This is a genomic window from Methanobacteriaceae archaeon, from assembly GCA_030656015.1.
In the GTDB taxonomy this organism is placed as follows: Archaea; Methanobacteriota; Methanobacteria; order Methanobacteriales; family Methanobacteriaceae; genus UBA349.
The window spans coordinates 96,211-109,071 of record JAUSNX010000014.1 but is presented as its reverse complement, the minus strand read 5'-3'; the positions used below and the strand labels follow the sequence as shown (position 1 = coordinate 109,071).

The 12,861-nt window shown below is 33.1% G+C and carries 19 protein-coding genes; 15 read left to right on the top strand and 4 right to left on the bottom strand.

Annotated features, from left to right (window positions below; all coding sequences use genetic code 11):
- Nucleotides 1-46: 46 nt before the first annotated feature.
- Nucleotides 47-1,987 (bottom strand): 3H domain-containing protein, encoded by a 1,941-nt coding sequence (locus Q7I96_10175; protein MDO9627976.1) that lies wholly within the window; start codon nucleotides 1,985-1,987, stop codon nucleotides 47-49.
- Nucleotides 1,988-2,173: 186 nt separating this feature from the next.
- Between Q7I96_10175 and Q7I96_10170 the strand changes: the two genes are divergently transcribed.
- Nucleotides 2,174-3,697: an NAD(P)H-hydrate dehydratase gene (locus Q7I96_10170; protein ID MDO9627975.1), complete on the top strand. Its 1,524-nt coding sequence runs from the start codon at nucleotides 2,174-2,176 to the stop codon at nucleotides 3,695-3,697.
- A 57-nt stretch (nucleotides 3,698-3,754) separates the two neighbouring features.
- Here Q7I96_10170 and Q7I96_10165 read toward each other — a convergent pair whose 3' ends face one another.
- Both Q7I96_10165 and Q7I96_10160 read right to left on the bottom strand, forming a co-directional pair.
- The gene (locus Q7I96_10165) at nucleotides 3,755-4,024 is read right to left on the bottom strand and encodes a pro-sigmaK processing inhibitor BofA family protein (GenBank protein ID MDO9627974.1); all 270 of its coding nucleotides are present in this window, start codon (nucleotides 4,022-4,024) and stop codon (nucleotides 3,755-3,757) included.
- Between the two features lie 387 nt (nucleotides 4,025-4,411).
- Nucleotides 4,412-5,593 carry an argininosuccinate synthase gene (locus Q7I96_10160; protein ID MDO9627973.1) on the bottom strand — a complete coding sequence of 394 codons (1,182 nt, stop codon included), beginning with the start codon at nucleotides 5,591-5,593 and terminating at the stop codon, nucleotides 4,412-4,414.
- 365 nt (nucleotides 5,594-5,958) lie between these two features.
- Here Q7I96_10160 and Q7I96_10155 point away from each other — a divergent pair, with 365 nt between their 5' ends.
- The 10 genes from Q7I96_10155 to Q7I96_10110 all read left to right on the top strand — a co-directional run bounded on the left by Q7I96_10155 (nucleotide 5,959) and on the right by Q7I96_10110 (nucleotide 11,355).
- Complete coding sequence (locus Q7I96_10155; GenBank protein MDO9627972.1) at nucleotides 5,959-6,705, top strand: succinylglutamate desuccinylase/aspartoacylase family protein; 747 nt, start codon at nucleotides 5,959-5,961, stop codon at nucleotides 6,703-6,705.
- 213 nt (nucleotides 6,706-6,918) lie between these two features.
- Nucleotides 6,919-7,590, top strand: a complete 672-nt coding sequence (locus tag Q7I96_10150; protein MDO9627971.1) for a metal-dependent hydrolase — start codon at nucleotides 6,919-6,921, stop codon at nucleotides 7,588-7,590.
- Nucleotides 7,591-7,853: 263 nt separating this feature from the next.
- Nucleotides 7,854-8,165: a monovalent cation/H+ antiporter subunit E gene (locus Q7I96_10145; protein MDO9627970.1), complete on the top strand. Its 312-nt coding sequence runs from the start codon at nucleotides 7,854-7,856 to the stop codon at nucleotides 8,163-8,165.
- A 239-nt stretch (nucleotides 8,166-8,404) separates the two neighbouring features.
- Nucleotides 8,405-8,665 carry a monovalent cation/H+ antiporter complex subunit F gene (locus tag Q7I96_10140; GenBank protein ID MDO9627969.1) on the top strand — a complete coding sequence of 87 codons (261 nt, stop codon included), beginning with the start codon at nucleotides 8,405-8,407 and terminating at the stop codon, nucleotides 8,663-8,665.
- Nucleotides 8,666-8,941: a monovalent cation/H(+) antiporter subunit G gene (locus Q7I96_10135; protein MDO9627968.1), complete on the top strand. Its 276-nt coding sequence runs from the start codon at nucleotides 8,666-8,668 to the stop codon at nucleotides 8,939-8,941.
- Complete coding sequence (locus tag Q7I96_10130) at nucleotides 8,934-9,167, top strand: DUF4040 domain-containing protein (protein MDO9627967.1); 234 nt, start codon at nucleotides 8,934-8,936, stop codon at nucleotides 9,165-9,167. Before Q7I96_10135 ends, Q7I96_10130 begins: the two co-directional genes overlap by 8 nt.
- Nucleotide 9,168: 1 nt before the next feature.
- On the top strand, nucleotides 9,169-9,531 hold the full coding sequence (locus tag Q7I96_10125) for a cation:proton antiporter subunit C (GenBank protein ID MDO9627966.1): 363 nt from the start codon (nucleotides 9,169-9,171) through the stop codon (nucleotides 9,529-9,531).
- Nucleotides 9,528-9,698, top strand: a complete 171-nt coding sequence (locus Q7I96_10120; GenBank protein ID MDO9627965.1) for a hypothetical protein — start codon at nucleotides 9,528-9,530, stop codon at nucleotides 9,696-9,698. The genes Q7I96_10125 and Q7I96_10120 overlap by 4 nt, the downstream gene beginning before the upstream one ends.
- Nucleotides 9,698-11,191 (top strand): energy conserving hydrogenase EhbF, encoded by a 1,494-nt coding sequence (gene ehbF, locus Q7I96_10115; GenBank protein MDO9627964.1) that lies wholly within the window; start codon nucleotides 9,698-9,700, stop codon nucleotides 11,189-11,191. Before Q7I96_10120 ends, ehbF begins: the two co-directional genes overlap by 1 nt.
- Nucleotides 11,191-11,355 carry a hypothetical protein gene (locus Q7I96_10110; GenBank protein ID MDO9627963.1) on the top strand — a complete coding sequence of 55 codons (165 nt, stop codon included), beginning with the start codon at nucleotides 11,191-11,193 and terminating at the stop codon, nucleotides 11,353-11,355. Before ehbF ends, Q7I96_10110 begins: the two co-directional genes overlap by 1 nt.
- Before the next feature lie 37 nt (nucleotides 11,356-11,392).
- Here the strand turns inward: Q7I96_10110 and Q7I96_10105 are convergent, their stop codons facing one another.
- A complete protein-coding gene (locus tag Q7I96_10105) occupies nucleotides 11,393-11,578 on the bottom strand; it encodes a hypothetical protein (protein MDO9627962.1) in 186 nt (61 codons plus the stop codon).
- Between Q7I96_10105 and Q7I96_10100 the strand changes: the two genes are divergently transcribed.
- From Q7I96_10100 to Q7I96_10085, 4 genes are read left to right on the top strand one after another with little or no spacing between them, the layout of a single operon-like run.
- Nucleotides 11,568-11,690, top strand: coding sequence for a hypothetical protein (locus tag Q7I96_10100; protein ID MDO9627961.1), 123 nt, complete (start codon nucleotides 11,568-11,570; stop codon nucleotides 11,688-11,690). The genes Q7I96_10105 and Q7I96_10100 overlap by 11 nt on opposite strands.
- Nucleotides 11,683-11,961 carry an EhbH gene (locus Q7I96_10095; GenBank protein ID MDO9627960.1) on the top strand — a complete coding sequence of 93 codons (279 nt, stop codon included), beginning with the start codon at nucleotides 11,683-11,685 and terminating at the stop codon, nucleotides 11,959-11,961. The genes Q7I96_10100 and Q7I96_10095 overlap by 8 nt, the downstream gene beginning before the upstream one ends.
- Nucleotides 11,962-12,453: an MnhB domain-containing protein gene (locus tag Q7I96_10090; protein ID MDO9627959.1), complete on the top strand. Its 492-nt coding sequence runs from the start codon at nucleotides 11,962-11,964 to the stop codon at nucleotides 12,451-12,453.
- 45 nt (nucleotides 12,454-12,498) lie between these two features.
- Entirely contained in the window at nucleotides 12,499-12,759 is a 261-nt protein-coding gene (locus Q7I96_10085) for an energy-converting hydrogenase B subunit J (protein ID MDO9627958.1), read from the top strand.
- The last annotated feature ends 102 nt before the right edge of the window (nucleotides 12,760-12,861 follow it).

Genomic DNA, 12,861 nt, shown 5'->3' with positions numbered 1-12,861 from the left:
TAGGTTATTTAAAAGTTTATTTAGAAAAAAATTTAAATATTATTTATTACTCAATACAGAACTGCCTTACATTTTCTTTTTCCACAATTTCCCAGATTTCTTCTTCAGGAAGATTAATTCCCAGTAAAACACCTTTTTTATCCAGCTTTTTTTCTATTTTGCGAATAATCTTTTCTTCAGCCGCCGCCATGGTATGGGTGTGTATCTGACGGGAAATTTCATATAATGCCGTTAGAGAACGTCGAGCATCGGGTTTTTTGAGTTCTTCTTCGCAATTATCAAGATCCGCGCGGTTTTTAATATTCAAGTTACGTGTTACAACTTGTCTTACCCCTGGCAAGTAGTGCTTTGCATCTAATATGCGCCCACCTTCTCCAATAATTATTTCTTTATCATCCAGAGTTCCCACTTCGTGTTTAACCAGAATTTGAACTACGCGTCCTGTTTTTTCTATAAGTTCTTTAATTTCTTTAGGAGTCATATTAACTCCTAATAAGAACCCTTTTTTACTTAATTCTTTTTCTACACGATTTAAACTTTTAGTATCCGGACCAGAAATTCTATGGGTATGTATTCCTCCTCCAGAGAGAGTATAAATTCTATCCAATGATTCTAATCTTCCAGAATTTTTTTCTAAGTTATCTAAAAATTTTTTAACTTCTTTAACATTTGAGAGACCTATTTTACGACGTAAAGGCTCTCCAAAACCACTGAAATAGTATTCTATATCTTCCAGGATGCAGCCATGTTTTAAAATTATTTCGGCCTCTTCCATTATATCCGAAACACCATGATTTTCTACAATAACCATTTCTGGTTTTATAACAACTTCTACCAACCTACCATACTTACGAGCGACTTCTTTGATCTCATCAGGTTCTAAATTAACACCTAAGAGGAGCCCTTCTTTTTTTAATTCCCCTGCTAGCTTTTTAAGGGTTTCTTTATCTGGTCCTGAAATCCAGTGGGAATGTATTCCACTTACTGATTCGTATATTCTTTCTAAGGAATTTTTTCGGTTGATATCATCATCCAGACTATTCAAAAATTTATTTAATTGTTCTATCTTAGAAATTCCAATTTTGCGGGCTAATGGTTCTTTAAATTCAGGTAAATGGTATTCTATATCTTCCAGGGTGCAGCCATATTTGATTATTATTTCTGATTCTTTTCTGATGTCATCCACTTCATGCATCATAGTAATCTTCATCATGGTAGGTTCAATAGCTGCAAAGTAAATATCTTCTCCACCACTGGTCTCTGGGGATATTACTCGGTCCGCTCCTGAGCGATAAAGGCGTTTAATATTTTCTTTTTTACTGGCACGAGCCACGATCCATATTTCTGGATGTATTTCTCGGGAGGTTAAGGTTATGAAAAGATTATCAACATCTTCTCCAGTGGTAATTATGACTCCTCGAGCCCTACTAATTCCGGCTTCTTTCATCACACTTTCGTCAGTAGCATCTCCAGGTATGGCCAAAATACTAGAGTCTTCCCAAAGCTCTTTTTCCACTAAATCTCGATTTTTTTCGATAATTATGGTTTTTTGATTTCTTTCTTCTAATTCTTTAAAAACTGCGGCCCCTACTCTTCCATATCCACATAAGACGAAATGATTTTCCATGGAAGCCATTTTTTTCCGTATTTTGGAGCCAGATCTAATATCTTCTACCGTCATGGTTACCACCGATATACTAAGGCTGAAAACATAAGCAATAAGTCCCACGCCGGATAAAGCTAAGCTAACTGCAAAAAGTTTCTGTTCTACTGTATGGGGGAGAATATCACCGTATCCTACTGTGGCAATGGTTATAATTGTAAAATAAATAGCATTTATAGGATCAAGTCCCATTATATAAAGAGAACCAATAAATCCGTAAATAATTAAAATTCCCAGAGCAATTATGGCAAAATAAAATATGGAAATGGGTATTGCCTGGATATCCTCAGTTTTGGGTATTGTTGGTATGCGTGAAGAGGCCAATTATAACACCTCATTAAATATGTCTTTCCATGCCTTTTTTATTAATTCTATAAAATGGGACTTCAGAGTATAATAAATAATTTAAAACGACTAATTTTATCTATTTTTTATCTATTTACTAAATTTATTATTTATTTACAGTTATTATTAAATATTCTCTATTATAATTATATAAATAGTGATACTATGAATCCTTTGGACATGATGGTTGTTGATTTTAATGCAGAATATTTAGGAATTCCTAGACTTAGTTTGATGGAAAATGCAGGCAGGGCCCTGGCCTATGAAATATCTAAGATAAATTCTAATATAAATAGTGCCAAAGTTATTATTTTTACCGGACCTGGTGGAAATGGTGGGGATGGTTTTGTAGCGGCTAGGCATCTTCTAAATATGGGATTTAAAGTTAAAATCGTCTTATTGACTCATCCTTCAAAAATAAATTCTAAAGACTCTATTCAAAATTGGAATGTTCTGGAAAATATGAGGCCCTATTTATCTGATTTGGAGATTGAAATTTGTTATGATTCCTCTCAGATTGATTATCAATTGCTAAGCAGTGATGAACATATTTTGATAGATGCTATTTTAGGAACTGGGATTAAAGGAGTTATTAGGGAACCTTTTAGATCTGCTATAAATCTTATAAATAAATCTAACTCACCAGTAGTTTCTGTAGATGTTCCTAGTGGTATGGATCCTTTGAATGGTGAAATAAATGATATTTCAGTGGAGGCAGAATATACTGTAAGTTTTCACCGGGCAAAAACCGGTCTCAAAGGACCAGAATCAGCATCTTCGAAAATAGGAAAATTAATTGTTTGTGATATTGGGATTCCAAAAGAAGCAGAAATATTTTTAGGTGCTGGTGATCTTTTAAGGCTCAAATCAAGAGATTACAATGCACATAAAGGAGCTAATGGACGGTTACTGATTGTGGGTGGTAGTAAAGAATACGCTGGGGCTCCTGCCCTAGCAGGCCTATCAGCACTTGCTGCGGGTGCAGATTTAGTTACTATAATATGTCCTGATAGTGCAGCTATACCTATTAAATCTTATTCGCCAGATTTAATAGTAAAAAACCTTCCTGGAGAATATATTAATCCAGAAATGCTGGAACCAATTTTGGAATTATCTAAAAAAGCTGATTGTGTTTTGCTGGGTTGCGGTGCCGGTGATAAAGAAGAGACTAAAATAGCTTTAAATTTACTCGCCAAAAAATTAGGGGAACTTAAAAAACCCATGGTAATGGATGCTGATGCCTTAAAACTGGTCGATAAAGAATTAGTGAAAAATCAAGAGAATTTAATCATAACTCCACATATGGGTGAATTTAAAGCTTTTTTCCAAGAAGAAGCACCTATTATTCTTTTTGATATTAAAGAAAAAATATCTGCTTTTCAATCTATTTCTCAAAAAATTAAAGGAACTATTTTGCTCAAAGGAAAACTGGACATGATATTTAATGGGAAGAAATTTAGATTGAATAAAACTGGAAGTCCAGGAATGACGGTGGGCGGAACTGGAGATTGCTTGGCAGGGTTAGTTGCAGCACTATATTCTCAAAGCCATTCTGCATGGGATTCAGCTTGCTTAGGGGCTTTTATTAATGGCCGGGCCGGTGAATTGGCTCAAAATAAATGGGGATATAATTTCAGTGCTTCTAAAATGATTGAATTTTTAAGTGAAGCTATGAAATATGATTTTTAATTAATGGTTTCATTTTTTGGTGCAATAACTCTGATAAAGGTATAATGATAAATTCAATCAATAAAGGCCCATGGATTTGGCTATAACTAAAACACCAACTCCAATTATTCCTCCAAAGCCAGCTACCAGGACAGTCAATAGATTTATTGGTATTTTAACAATGGGTAATAGATTTACTACAAAAAGAAATATAATTCCTAGAATCATATTGAAAATTATTGTTATTCCGGCTCTTCCTAATTTAAGGAGCATTTTAATTCCAAATAATCCTAAAACGATTATAAATGTTCCTATAACAATTAATGTCATTATATCGAGGATTTCCATCATAAATACTCCATTAGTGTTTTAAATTATGAGTTTAATAAATTCTAATTAGTTAATTAAATTATATAAAGATTATCTAAACTTAATTTAAAATCAAAGTTAATTAAAGATTTATTTTATAAAAATATTAATTACTTTCTATTTTCTAAATAAATTAAATCTATCAATATAAAATCAACTAATTAATTAATTAATAAACTATGGGGTAGAGCGCGTGATTAGTATTAATTAATATCAATATAAGTTAAATTAATCTATTATCAATTAAAACCAGCTAAAACTTAATATCTATGAGTTTTAGTAAAAATCCATTAGAATATAAAAATTTATTAAAAATAAAAAATTTGAAAAATTAAATTAAATAATAATTAAATTAATTATTTAAATTTACTCTTCTTTACATATCTTGTTATAAAGAGCAGCTTGCATTGCATAGTTTTTTACCATACCCACCATTTCGCGCTGATCCATACTTTTATCCTCAAAAGACACTATATCTTGCTGATAAAGGCTGAAAGGTGAATATCTTCCTACAATACGCATACCACCTTTGTGTAATCTAATTTTAACAATTCCAGTAACTCTGCGCTGCATATGGTCAATCATTTGATCTAGATCTTCCCTTAGTGGGTCATGCCAGGTTCCATTATAAACTAACTCGGAGTAGGTGCTGCTAATTGTTTCTGCAAATTTTAATTCACTTCGAGTTAATGTAATCTGTTCTAATGCCTTGTGAGCAGTTAATATCAAGAAAGCTCCAGGTGTTTCATAGATTTCTCTGCTTTTGAGCCCTATGATACGATCTTCAATGATATCGACTCGGCCGATTCCATGGATTCCTGCTATCTGATTAAATTTGTTAATTATTTCCAGTGCATCCAGTTTTTCCTGGTCAATGGCCACGGGAACTCCCTTTTCAAATTCTATTTCTATTATCTGAGCATCTTCTGGTGCATCTGCACTGGATCTGGTCCAGCTAAAAGCATCTTCCGGAGGCTCTACCATAGGGTCTTCTAGAACGTCTCCTTCAATAGCCCGACCCCACAGATTTTCATCAATACTGTAGAGCTTGTCTGAAGGCAGCGGAATTCCACAAGATTTTGCATATTCTACTTCTTCAGTTCTGGTGAGATTTAGTTCCCGAATGGGAGCAATAACTTTACAATCGGATAATGAACGGATTATGGCCTCAAAACGGAATTGATCATTTCCTTTACCAGTACATCCATGGGCTATGGCAGTTGCACCTTCTTTTTTAGCCAATTCCACGATTTTCATAGCGATTAAGGGTCTGGCCAGAGCAGTACTCAAGGGGTAACCTTCATAAATAGCATTGGCTTTTATAGCCTTAAAAATGAAATAATTAGCAAATTCGTCCTGTGCGTCGATAGTATAATGTTTACTACTTCCCATACCATTAGCTACTGATGCGGGACGTTCAATTTCTTCTCGGGGTTGCCCTACATCTACACATGCCGTAATAACTTCCATATCGTATTTTTCTTCCAGTAATTTGATGCAAACGGACGTGTCTAGGCCGCCACTGAATGCGAGAACAACTTTTTCCATTTTATCACCTAATAAGTTTTTATTGATTATTCTGATTTGAAATAAAAATTTAGATTTATTGAAATTTATTTAGTTACTTATTTCTTTAAAATTTTTAAAGTTCTTTAGTTTCAATTATCTATAATAGAATTTGTATAATAAATAATTAATATATAATTCATTTAATTAACTAATTAGTTTTAAGCTCAAATTTATTTATAAGGATATCTAAAAATACTATGAACTTATTTATATCTATTAATTTTGGTCTAATTTGGTAGATAAATAACATTCGGATATTATATTTGGACAAATTTGGAGTACAATTATAGTTTTTATCAAAAATAATAAGTAATAATCAGTTAAACTTATCGTGAAGTGATGGAATGGTTTTTGCACAGACTAAAAGAGATATAAGTGGAGAAATAAGCTTAATATCCACTCAAACCAGGGGCAATATTGAGGATAATGATATTCTCAAAAAGAACATTTCTTCCAGCATCAGTAGCAAAATTTTGATTAAAATTGCAAAAAAAGGTACTCCTTTAGTTGAATTAGGTAATGGCAATCCTAAAGTAATGATGATTGCAGGTGTGCATGGTAATGAACTTCCTCCTCAAATTGGATTGCTAAAACTTATTGAAATGTTAAGAAATTCTAAATTAAATGGTAAGGTTTATATAATTCCCTTTGCTGCTCCGGCAGCTACTATGAATAATAGTCGCTGGTTTGATGGACTTGATTTAAATAGGGCAGGTTCAAATGAAGGATCTGTAACATATGATCTATTAAAATCAATTCAAGAGCTTGAAGTGGATGCTGTAGCGGATTTTCATTCCACAAAGATTGGCAGCAACCCTGGAAGGGAAAGTGTTTTTTGCACTAAAAACCCTTGCTATGAGAGTTTTGAAATTGGTCAATTTATTACTAAAAGAACTTCTTCTGAATTAATATTTTATAATGCTGCAGGTACGATGTACAAGGGAGCATTGGAGGATGAATGCAATATTCGAGGCATACCTGCAGTAACCTGTGAAGTTGTATCTGAAAATGGACATGTAACTCCTGGAAGTACGCAAAAATCTTTAATGCAAATGGAATCTTACTTAAAATACTTTAAGATTATTAAATAATTAATTAAACGTCAAATACTATGTATTTATTTAAAGAATACTTTATAATATTTTAGTTGAGCATCAATAACAAAACCATAACTAAAAATAATAGGGACTTCACATATCATTCATTCGAATTATTTAAGAATTAAACGGGAATCATCCTATTACTTCATATTTTAATCAGATAATAAATAAATTAATTCAAAATTATAATTTGGAAGTATCTAAATGTCATCTTATAAAAAACACGCCATTTTTGCCCTTATATTGACTTTACCTTTTTTTCCAAATGTCTTTTCTCTGGCACTGGCTTTAATTGCAGCATCATTTCCGGACTTTGATCACAAAGTTAAAAAGAAAAATATTACTCTGCTGTTCGTTATAGGGATTATACTCACTTTAATTTTGTATATTTTTAAATTACCTTACTTGTTAGGCATAATTTTGATTACACTCGCCCTAATATTTTATTTATCAGAACACCGCGGATTTACTCATTCTTTATTGGGTATAGGTTTACTTTCCATTATTTTAACGGTATTAGTTATTTCATCTTACTTTTTCTTCTTTGGTCTGGGAATCAATGAACAAGGTACTCTAGCCGTAATTTTAATATTATTAGGATCTTTATCGATTAATAGAAATATTATGCTCCCGTTTATATTTATAGGGGTTTTAGGAGTTTTATTAACTCCATTTCCTCACCCAAATCTGTATAATGTCATGGGTGCCTTTTTCCTAGGATTTATTAGTCATGTTATTCTAGATTCTTATACTCCCCAGGGAGTGGAATTTTTCCGACCTTTCTATTCAAAAAGACTTAAAAAAGGCTTTGGAACTTCTTTAATTATTTTATGGATTTTAGGAGCTTCTTATTATGTTTTTAACTTTATTTTATGAATCTCTTTTTATTAATTACTAAACTAATGGTTTTATTTTCAATATGTGCTTATAATTTTAGAGTATACTATTTATATGATTCAAATAGGGCATTTATTAATTGGTGAAATTGACTTTATAGTCCTATAAAAATTAATATAGAAACATTTATATTATCATAAATAATCATGTTAATTATCTATATATGTCGTTCATATTATCATCGTGATGGATGAATCATCAATTTATTGATTGGTAATTAGAAACTTAGGAGTTAAATCAAGATGTTTATCACTAGAATTTTCTATGGAATAGCTTATTTCGTTGTTTTAATCTATGAAATAATTAAAGCAGAGTTTGATGTTGCTTTAAGAACTATAAACGGAGATGTGAAACCAGAAATCATGGAGATAGAAACTGTTCTGGAGAGACCAATTTCTCAAACTATTCTGGCTAACAGCATTACTCTTACTCCCGGAACACTATCTATTGATCTTGATTCTGAAAAAAGAATATTAAAGGTTGCTACTATTGTAAAAAGAGATAAAGATGCTGTAATTCCTTTTGAACCTTATATAAAAGGAATGTTAGAGTAATTTATGCAAATGAATAATTTTCATTGAGTTTAAGTTTAGATTAATTAAAAATAACTTAAAATTCAATTTTGGCTTATAATATTAGTAATTATGATATAAAAATAAAATTAAAGCAAAATTAAATTAATAAAAATTAATCAAGGCTTAAATATCATTAATAATGTTAAATGGTTTGAAAAATTAACCAAAAAATATCAAAAAATTATAGCGATAATCAAGCTGCAGGAAAGGGATGTTTAATGGACATATTATTAATTTCTGAGTATATTCTTATGGCTTCTCTGGCCATTTTTGCTATTGCATCAATAAGGATTTCTACCAGAAAAACCACAGGAATGGGTCTGGTAGGAGTGTCTGGTTTGAGCATAGCTGTGGCTACACTTTTAGTATTAATTCAAGAAGTTTATGGCATTGCATTTTGTAGAGATATTGCATTAGCTCTGGTTATATTGGGTCCGGTTGGAACCATTGCCTTTGCCAAGGTTTTGAGGGGTGATTGAATGTTGGACGCACTTACAATTATCAGATCAATATTTTTAATCTTAGCATCAGTATTAATCCTCTTATCGGCAATTGGTATCTTAAGATTCAAGGATGATATGGATAAGGTCGTTTACGCCAGAATACATATATTGGGTGTGGCAGATATGGGTTGTATTCTAGCCCTTTTCGCTCTTTATAATCCTCTTTTAGGAGCAGCTTACTTAATATTGTCACCTTTTGCAGCACATGCTATTGCTAATGCCTTCTATTATGGGGAGGAAAACCATGATTGAATATATTTTGATGATAGTGGCTATTTTAGGATCTTTGCTGGCTTTAATACAGAGAGACCTCCTAAAAGCAGCCATATTGACTGGAATACCCGGTGCTGCCATAGCTTTCCTTTACCAGTATTTACTTGCACCTGATGTGGCTCTTACCCAAGCTATTGTCGGTTCTGCAATAATTCCCGTATTTTTTGCTTTAGCAGCTTACAAAACCAGGAGAATGGAGGAATAAAATGATCATTGATGTTCAACTTGCATCGTTTTTAACTGCAGGGACGCTTATAATTATTGGATTATATGCTGCTCTGTTTCTGGATAATTTGATCAAAAAAATAATTGGATTATCTTTCATTGGTGAAGGAGCAAACCTGTTCTTAATTACTATGGGTTATAAACCGGGCGGCATAGTTTATATTTTCTTACCTGGAATGGCTAGAGATTGGTTTGCCCAGAATGCAGCTTATCCACTACCTTTTGCCCTGGTACTTACTAGTATTGTTATTGGGGCCAGTACCCTAGCGGTTATGTTAGGTATTATCATAATTCTTTATAAAAAACACGGCACCCTTAGTGCCTCAAAGGTATTGAAAGATTGAATGAAAGGCAGGAGAGTAAAATTATGGCTTTAAAATTTTCAAATTCACTTTCAAATTCACGATTAAATTCAAATGATGCCTCACATTCATATGAATCTTCAAAAATCATGAAAATAAAATTATCACAATATGGAACACAGTTTGAAATATTGGGGGATGATATTTAATGAACCCTCTTATTCCGATAATGGTTATATTGCCAATTGCATGTGCTTTGTTACTGAATTTATTCCATGGTAAGGATAAAACTATTAAAACAATGGCTATTATGGTAGGAGTAGTTCTACCCATAATTCCTTTAATGACAAGTTTTGGGCTTCATTATTTTGGAGGTTATGCTCCTTTAATTGATGATCCGACCATAGCTCAGGGACTTCCCACTTCCATTACAGATAGTGCTCTGAATTTATTCCACCCGGCAATTACTTATGCCTTTGCCAGCGCACAGCAATTATTTATATTTATATTAGGGATTGTAGCATTTTTAGCTATTTTCACTTCTCTAAGTGAAACAAAAAGAGTTTCTGGAGTTTATACATTTCTCATGTTTATGGGAACTGCTTCTATAACGGCTATTCTCCTGTCTGACGATATATTCAATCTTTATGTATTCTTTGAAATAGCGGCTCTGGCCCAGGTTGGTATAATTCTTTGTTCAGGAATAGAAAGAAATTATGAAACCGCCCTAAAATACATGATTTTAGGAAGTATTGCTGCACCAATGCTTTTACTGGGTATTGCATTACTTTTAGGATTAACTGGTAATGTAAACATAACGGATATTATTTACAGTCTTAAACATGGTTTAATAGACCCATATAATCCGTTATTATTGATGTCTTGCGGGTTAATATTATTTGGATGGCTATATGGATCTGGTCTGCCACCATTCCATACCATAAAATCGGCGGTTTACAGTAAAGCACTTCCACACGGTGCAGCATTGCTTCAAGCATTTTCAGTATTTACTTTCGTAGCATTAGGAATTATCATTATTAGAATCTTCTCTTACTTGCCCCTAACCCAATGGGCCATAATATTCTTCTCATTGCTGGCCATGGTGTTGGGAATTACTATGGCACTCATGCAGACTGATTTCAAACGTATCATCGGATTTTTGGCTGTGGGGGAGCTCGGATATATTGGTTTAGGTCTGGGTATGGGAACTGCATTTGGTATAACTGCTGGTCTTTTCCAGGCAGTAAATGAGGCCATTATTACCGCCTTCCTTTTCATTGGATTTGGAACAATTCTTTATAAAACAGGAATCAGTGACACCAATAAATTAGGTGGTCTCTTGGTTGAAAATCCATGGGTGGCTGGACTGGTTTTAATCGCTGGTTTTGCAATGGCTGGAGTTCCACCATTCAATGCTTTCCAAAGTAAACTTCAGCTTGTTCAAGCATCTATAAGTGCGGGATTGCCTGAACTGGGTATACTGATGGTTTTATTGAGTATAATAACTTTCATGACATTTGTTAAAGTATTTTATACTATTTATTTGAGACCACGCCCTAAAGATCTGGAAATCTTAAATGAAAAAATCCCAAAGGCTACCATCATTTCTATGGTGGCATTTTTGGTTATTTGTCTGGTATTAGGACTTTTCCCACACTTAGCAACAGATAATCTAGCACAACTTGCCCAGGGGCTGGTATAATGAAGGAATATGTTGGAAGAAAAGAATTTAATAATCTTAAATTAGAATTAGAGCTTTTAGAGTCGGAACTTTTAAAAAGCTTGAAACAGCCAACCCCTTCTATTGATGGTTTAACAAAAACCTACAATTTAATTGATAATAGGTCGTTTAGGGGGATTTTATGAATCTTTATGATCTAATAATTGGTAAGATACAACAAATTCAAGATAAAGCTAAAGAACAGGAACCAGTTACAAATATGTCTGCTTCAGCTGTTCTAGCTGCTGAAATAACATTGATATCATCTGTTCTTATTGCAGCGATTATGCTTCGAAAAATAAGTGATATTTTAATGGTGGTAGTTGTACTAGCTCTTTTCTTCATTATGGTGACAGCCATGCCAATCATTCCACGCCTCAAAAGAGAACAGAATGATTCTCTTAAAAATATGGAATTTTATGTCATTCTGACACTTGGGGTGCTCATAACATTATTCTACTGGGGGACAACTCATGTCTGAAGGTATACGAAACTTAATAGCATCTATTGCATTGGCATTATTTGGTATAACCTTATTAGAATCCATGGTTGGATTTAAAGAAGCTCTAAATCCGGGAATAAATCAAGTATATCTATGGGTTGGTACCAAAATTGCTCCTAACATGGTAACCAATGTGGTTTTTGATTGGAGAGCTTTCGATACTCTGGGAGAAGCTCTTATCCTTGTTACAGCAGTAATTATAACTCTTTTAATATTTGGAAGAGGAAAAGTAGAAATGGGGGGCAAATAAATGAGTACCATACTTAAAATATTCGTATTCCCCGCTGCAATGCTCATAATGTGTTTGGGAGTTTTAACAATTCTAGGAGGACACATCACACCTGGAGGAGGATTTCAGGGAGGAGCTATGATTGCAGGAGCATTTATCTTCTGTGCTGTAGTTTACGGGTTAAAAGAAAACCCTTTCCACTTTTCACATAATTTCATGGCGGCTATGGAGAGTGCTGGTGCATTAATTTATGTAGGTCTGGGATTAGCAGGATTGATATTTTCTGGATTTTATTTATACAACCTGGGAGTAGATTTATACGGTATTGTTCCTACCTTCATCAAGAACATATTTGACTATCCAGATCCAATACACGCAGGAATTATCCCTTATTTGAATATAGTGATTGGTTTAAAGGTTATGGTTGGTTTAAGTGCAGTTGTGATAGCATTTATGCAATTTAACCATGAAGATGAAAACAACGATGCTGATGGTGAATCTGATGGTAAATGATCATCATAATTATCTAATGAAATTTAACATAAAAGGAGAATGGAAATGTTATATTTAGGCCCAACATTATTCGGATTTCTGCTAGGATTTATACTGGGATCACGAATTAAAAATAATCCTGAAAGTGAAATGCACTTTCCTTATTCGTCATATATTGTAGTCATAATTGCTGCATTATACATGGCTTGGCAATTGGGACCTTTCCCTTATTATGTTGATTCACCTTTAGCCAGTGGATTTGTAGCGTGTATTATTGGAATATTTGCCGGAAAAATCGTTTTCGGCCGTCAACCTACAAAAACATAGTTAAAAAAACCATAAGTAAAACCATTATTATTAAAATCATTAAAAAATCATTAATCAAACCAATTATTACCAGAATCATTAATTTAAATCATATTGTGAATA

Bases quoted from the DNA above. Each gene is read 5' to 3' on its own strand.
- Q7I96_10090 (MDO9627959.1), top strand. From the start codon at position 11,962: ATGAGTACCATACTTAAAATATTCGTATTCCCCGCTGCAATGCTCATA.
- ehbF (MDO9627964.1), top strand. From the start codon at position 9,698: ATGAACCCTCTTATTCCGATAATGGTTATATTGCCAATTGCATGTGCT.
- Q7I96_10110 (MDO9627963.1), top strand. From the start codon at position 11,191: ATGAAGGAATATGTTGGAAGAAAAGAATTTAATAATCTTAAATTAGAA.
- Q7I96_10140 (MDO9627969.1), top strand. From the start codon at position 8,405: ATGGACATATTATTAATTTCTGAGTATATTCTTATGGCTTCTCTGGCC.
- Q7I96_10150 (MDO9627971.1), top strand. From the start codon at position 6,919: ATGTCATCTTATAAAAAACACGCCATTTTTGCCCTTATATTGACTTTA.
- Q7I96_10135 (MDO9627968.1), top strand. From the start codon at position 8,666: ATGTTGGACGCACTTACAATTATCAGATCAATATTTTTAATCTTAGCA.
- Q7I96_10170 (MDO9627975.1), top strand. From the start codon at position 2,174: ATGAATCCTTTGGACATGATGGTTGTTGATTTTAATGCAGAATATTTA.
- Q7I96_10095 (MDO9627960.1), top strand. From the start codon at position 11,683: ATGTCTGAAGGTATACGAAACTTAATAGCATCTATTGCATTGGCATTA.
- Q7I96_10165 (MDO9627974.1), bottom strand. From the start codon at position 4,024: ATGGAAATCCTCGATATAATGACATTAATTGTTATAGGAACATTTATA.
- Q7I96_10160 (MDO9627973.1), bottom strand. From the start codon at position 5,593: ATGGAAAAAGTTGTTCTCGCATTCAGTGGCGGCCTAGACACGTCCGTT.
- Q7I96_10155 (MDO9627972.1), top strand. From the start codon at position 5,959: ATGGTTTTTGCACAGACTAAAAGAGATATAAGTGGAGAAATAAGCTTA.
- Q7I96_10130 (MDO9627967.1), top strand. From the start codon at position 8,934: ATGATTGAATATATTTTGATGATAGTGGCTATTTTAGGATCTTTGCTG.
- Q7I96_10100 (MDO9627961.1), top strand. From the start codon at position 11,568: ATGCCAATCATTCCACGCCTCAAAAGAGAACAGAATGATTCTCTTAAA.
- Q7I96_10105 (MDO9627962.1), bottom strand. From the start codon at position 11,578: ATGATTGGCATGGCTGTCACCATAATGAAGAAAAGAGCTAGTACAACT.
- Q7I96_10085 (MDO9627958.1), top strand. From the start codon at position 12,499: ATGTTATATTTAGGCCCAACATTATTCGGATTTCTGCTAGGATTTATA.
- Q7I96_10125 (MDO9627966.1), top strand. From the start codon at position 9,169: ATGATCATTGATGTTCAACTTGCATCGTTTTTAACTGCAGGGACGCTT.
- Q7I96_10145 (MDO9627970.1), top strand. From the start codon at position 7,854: ATGTTTATCACTAGAATTTTCTATGGAATAGCTTATTTCGTTGTTTTA.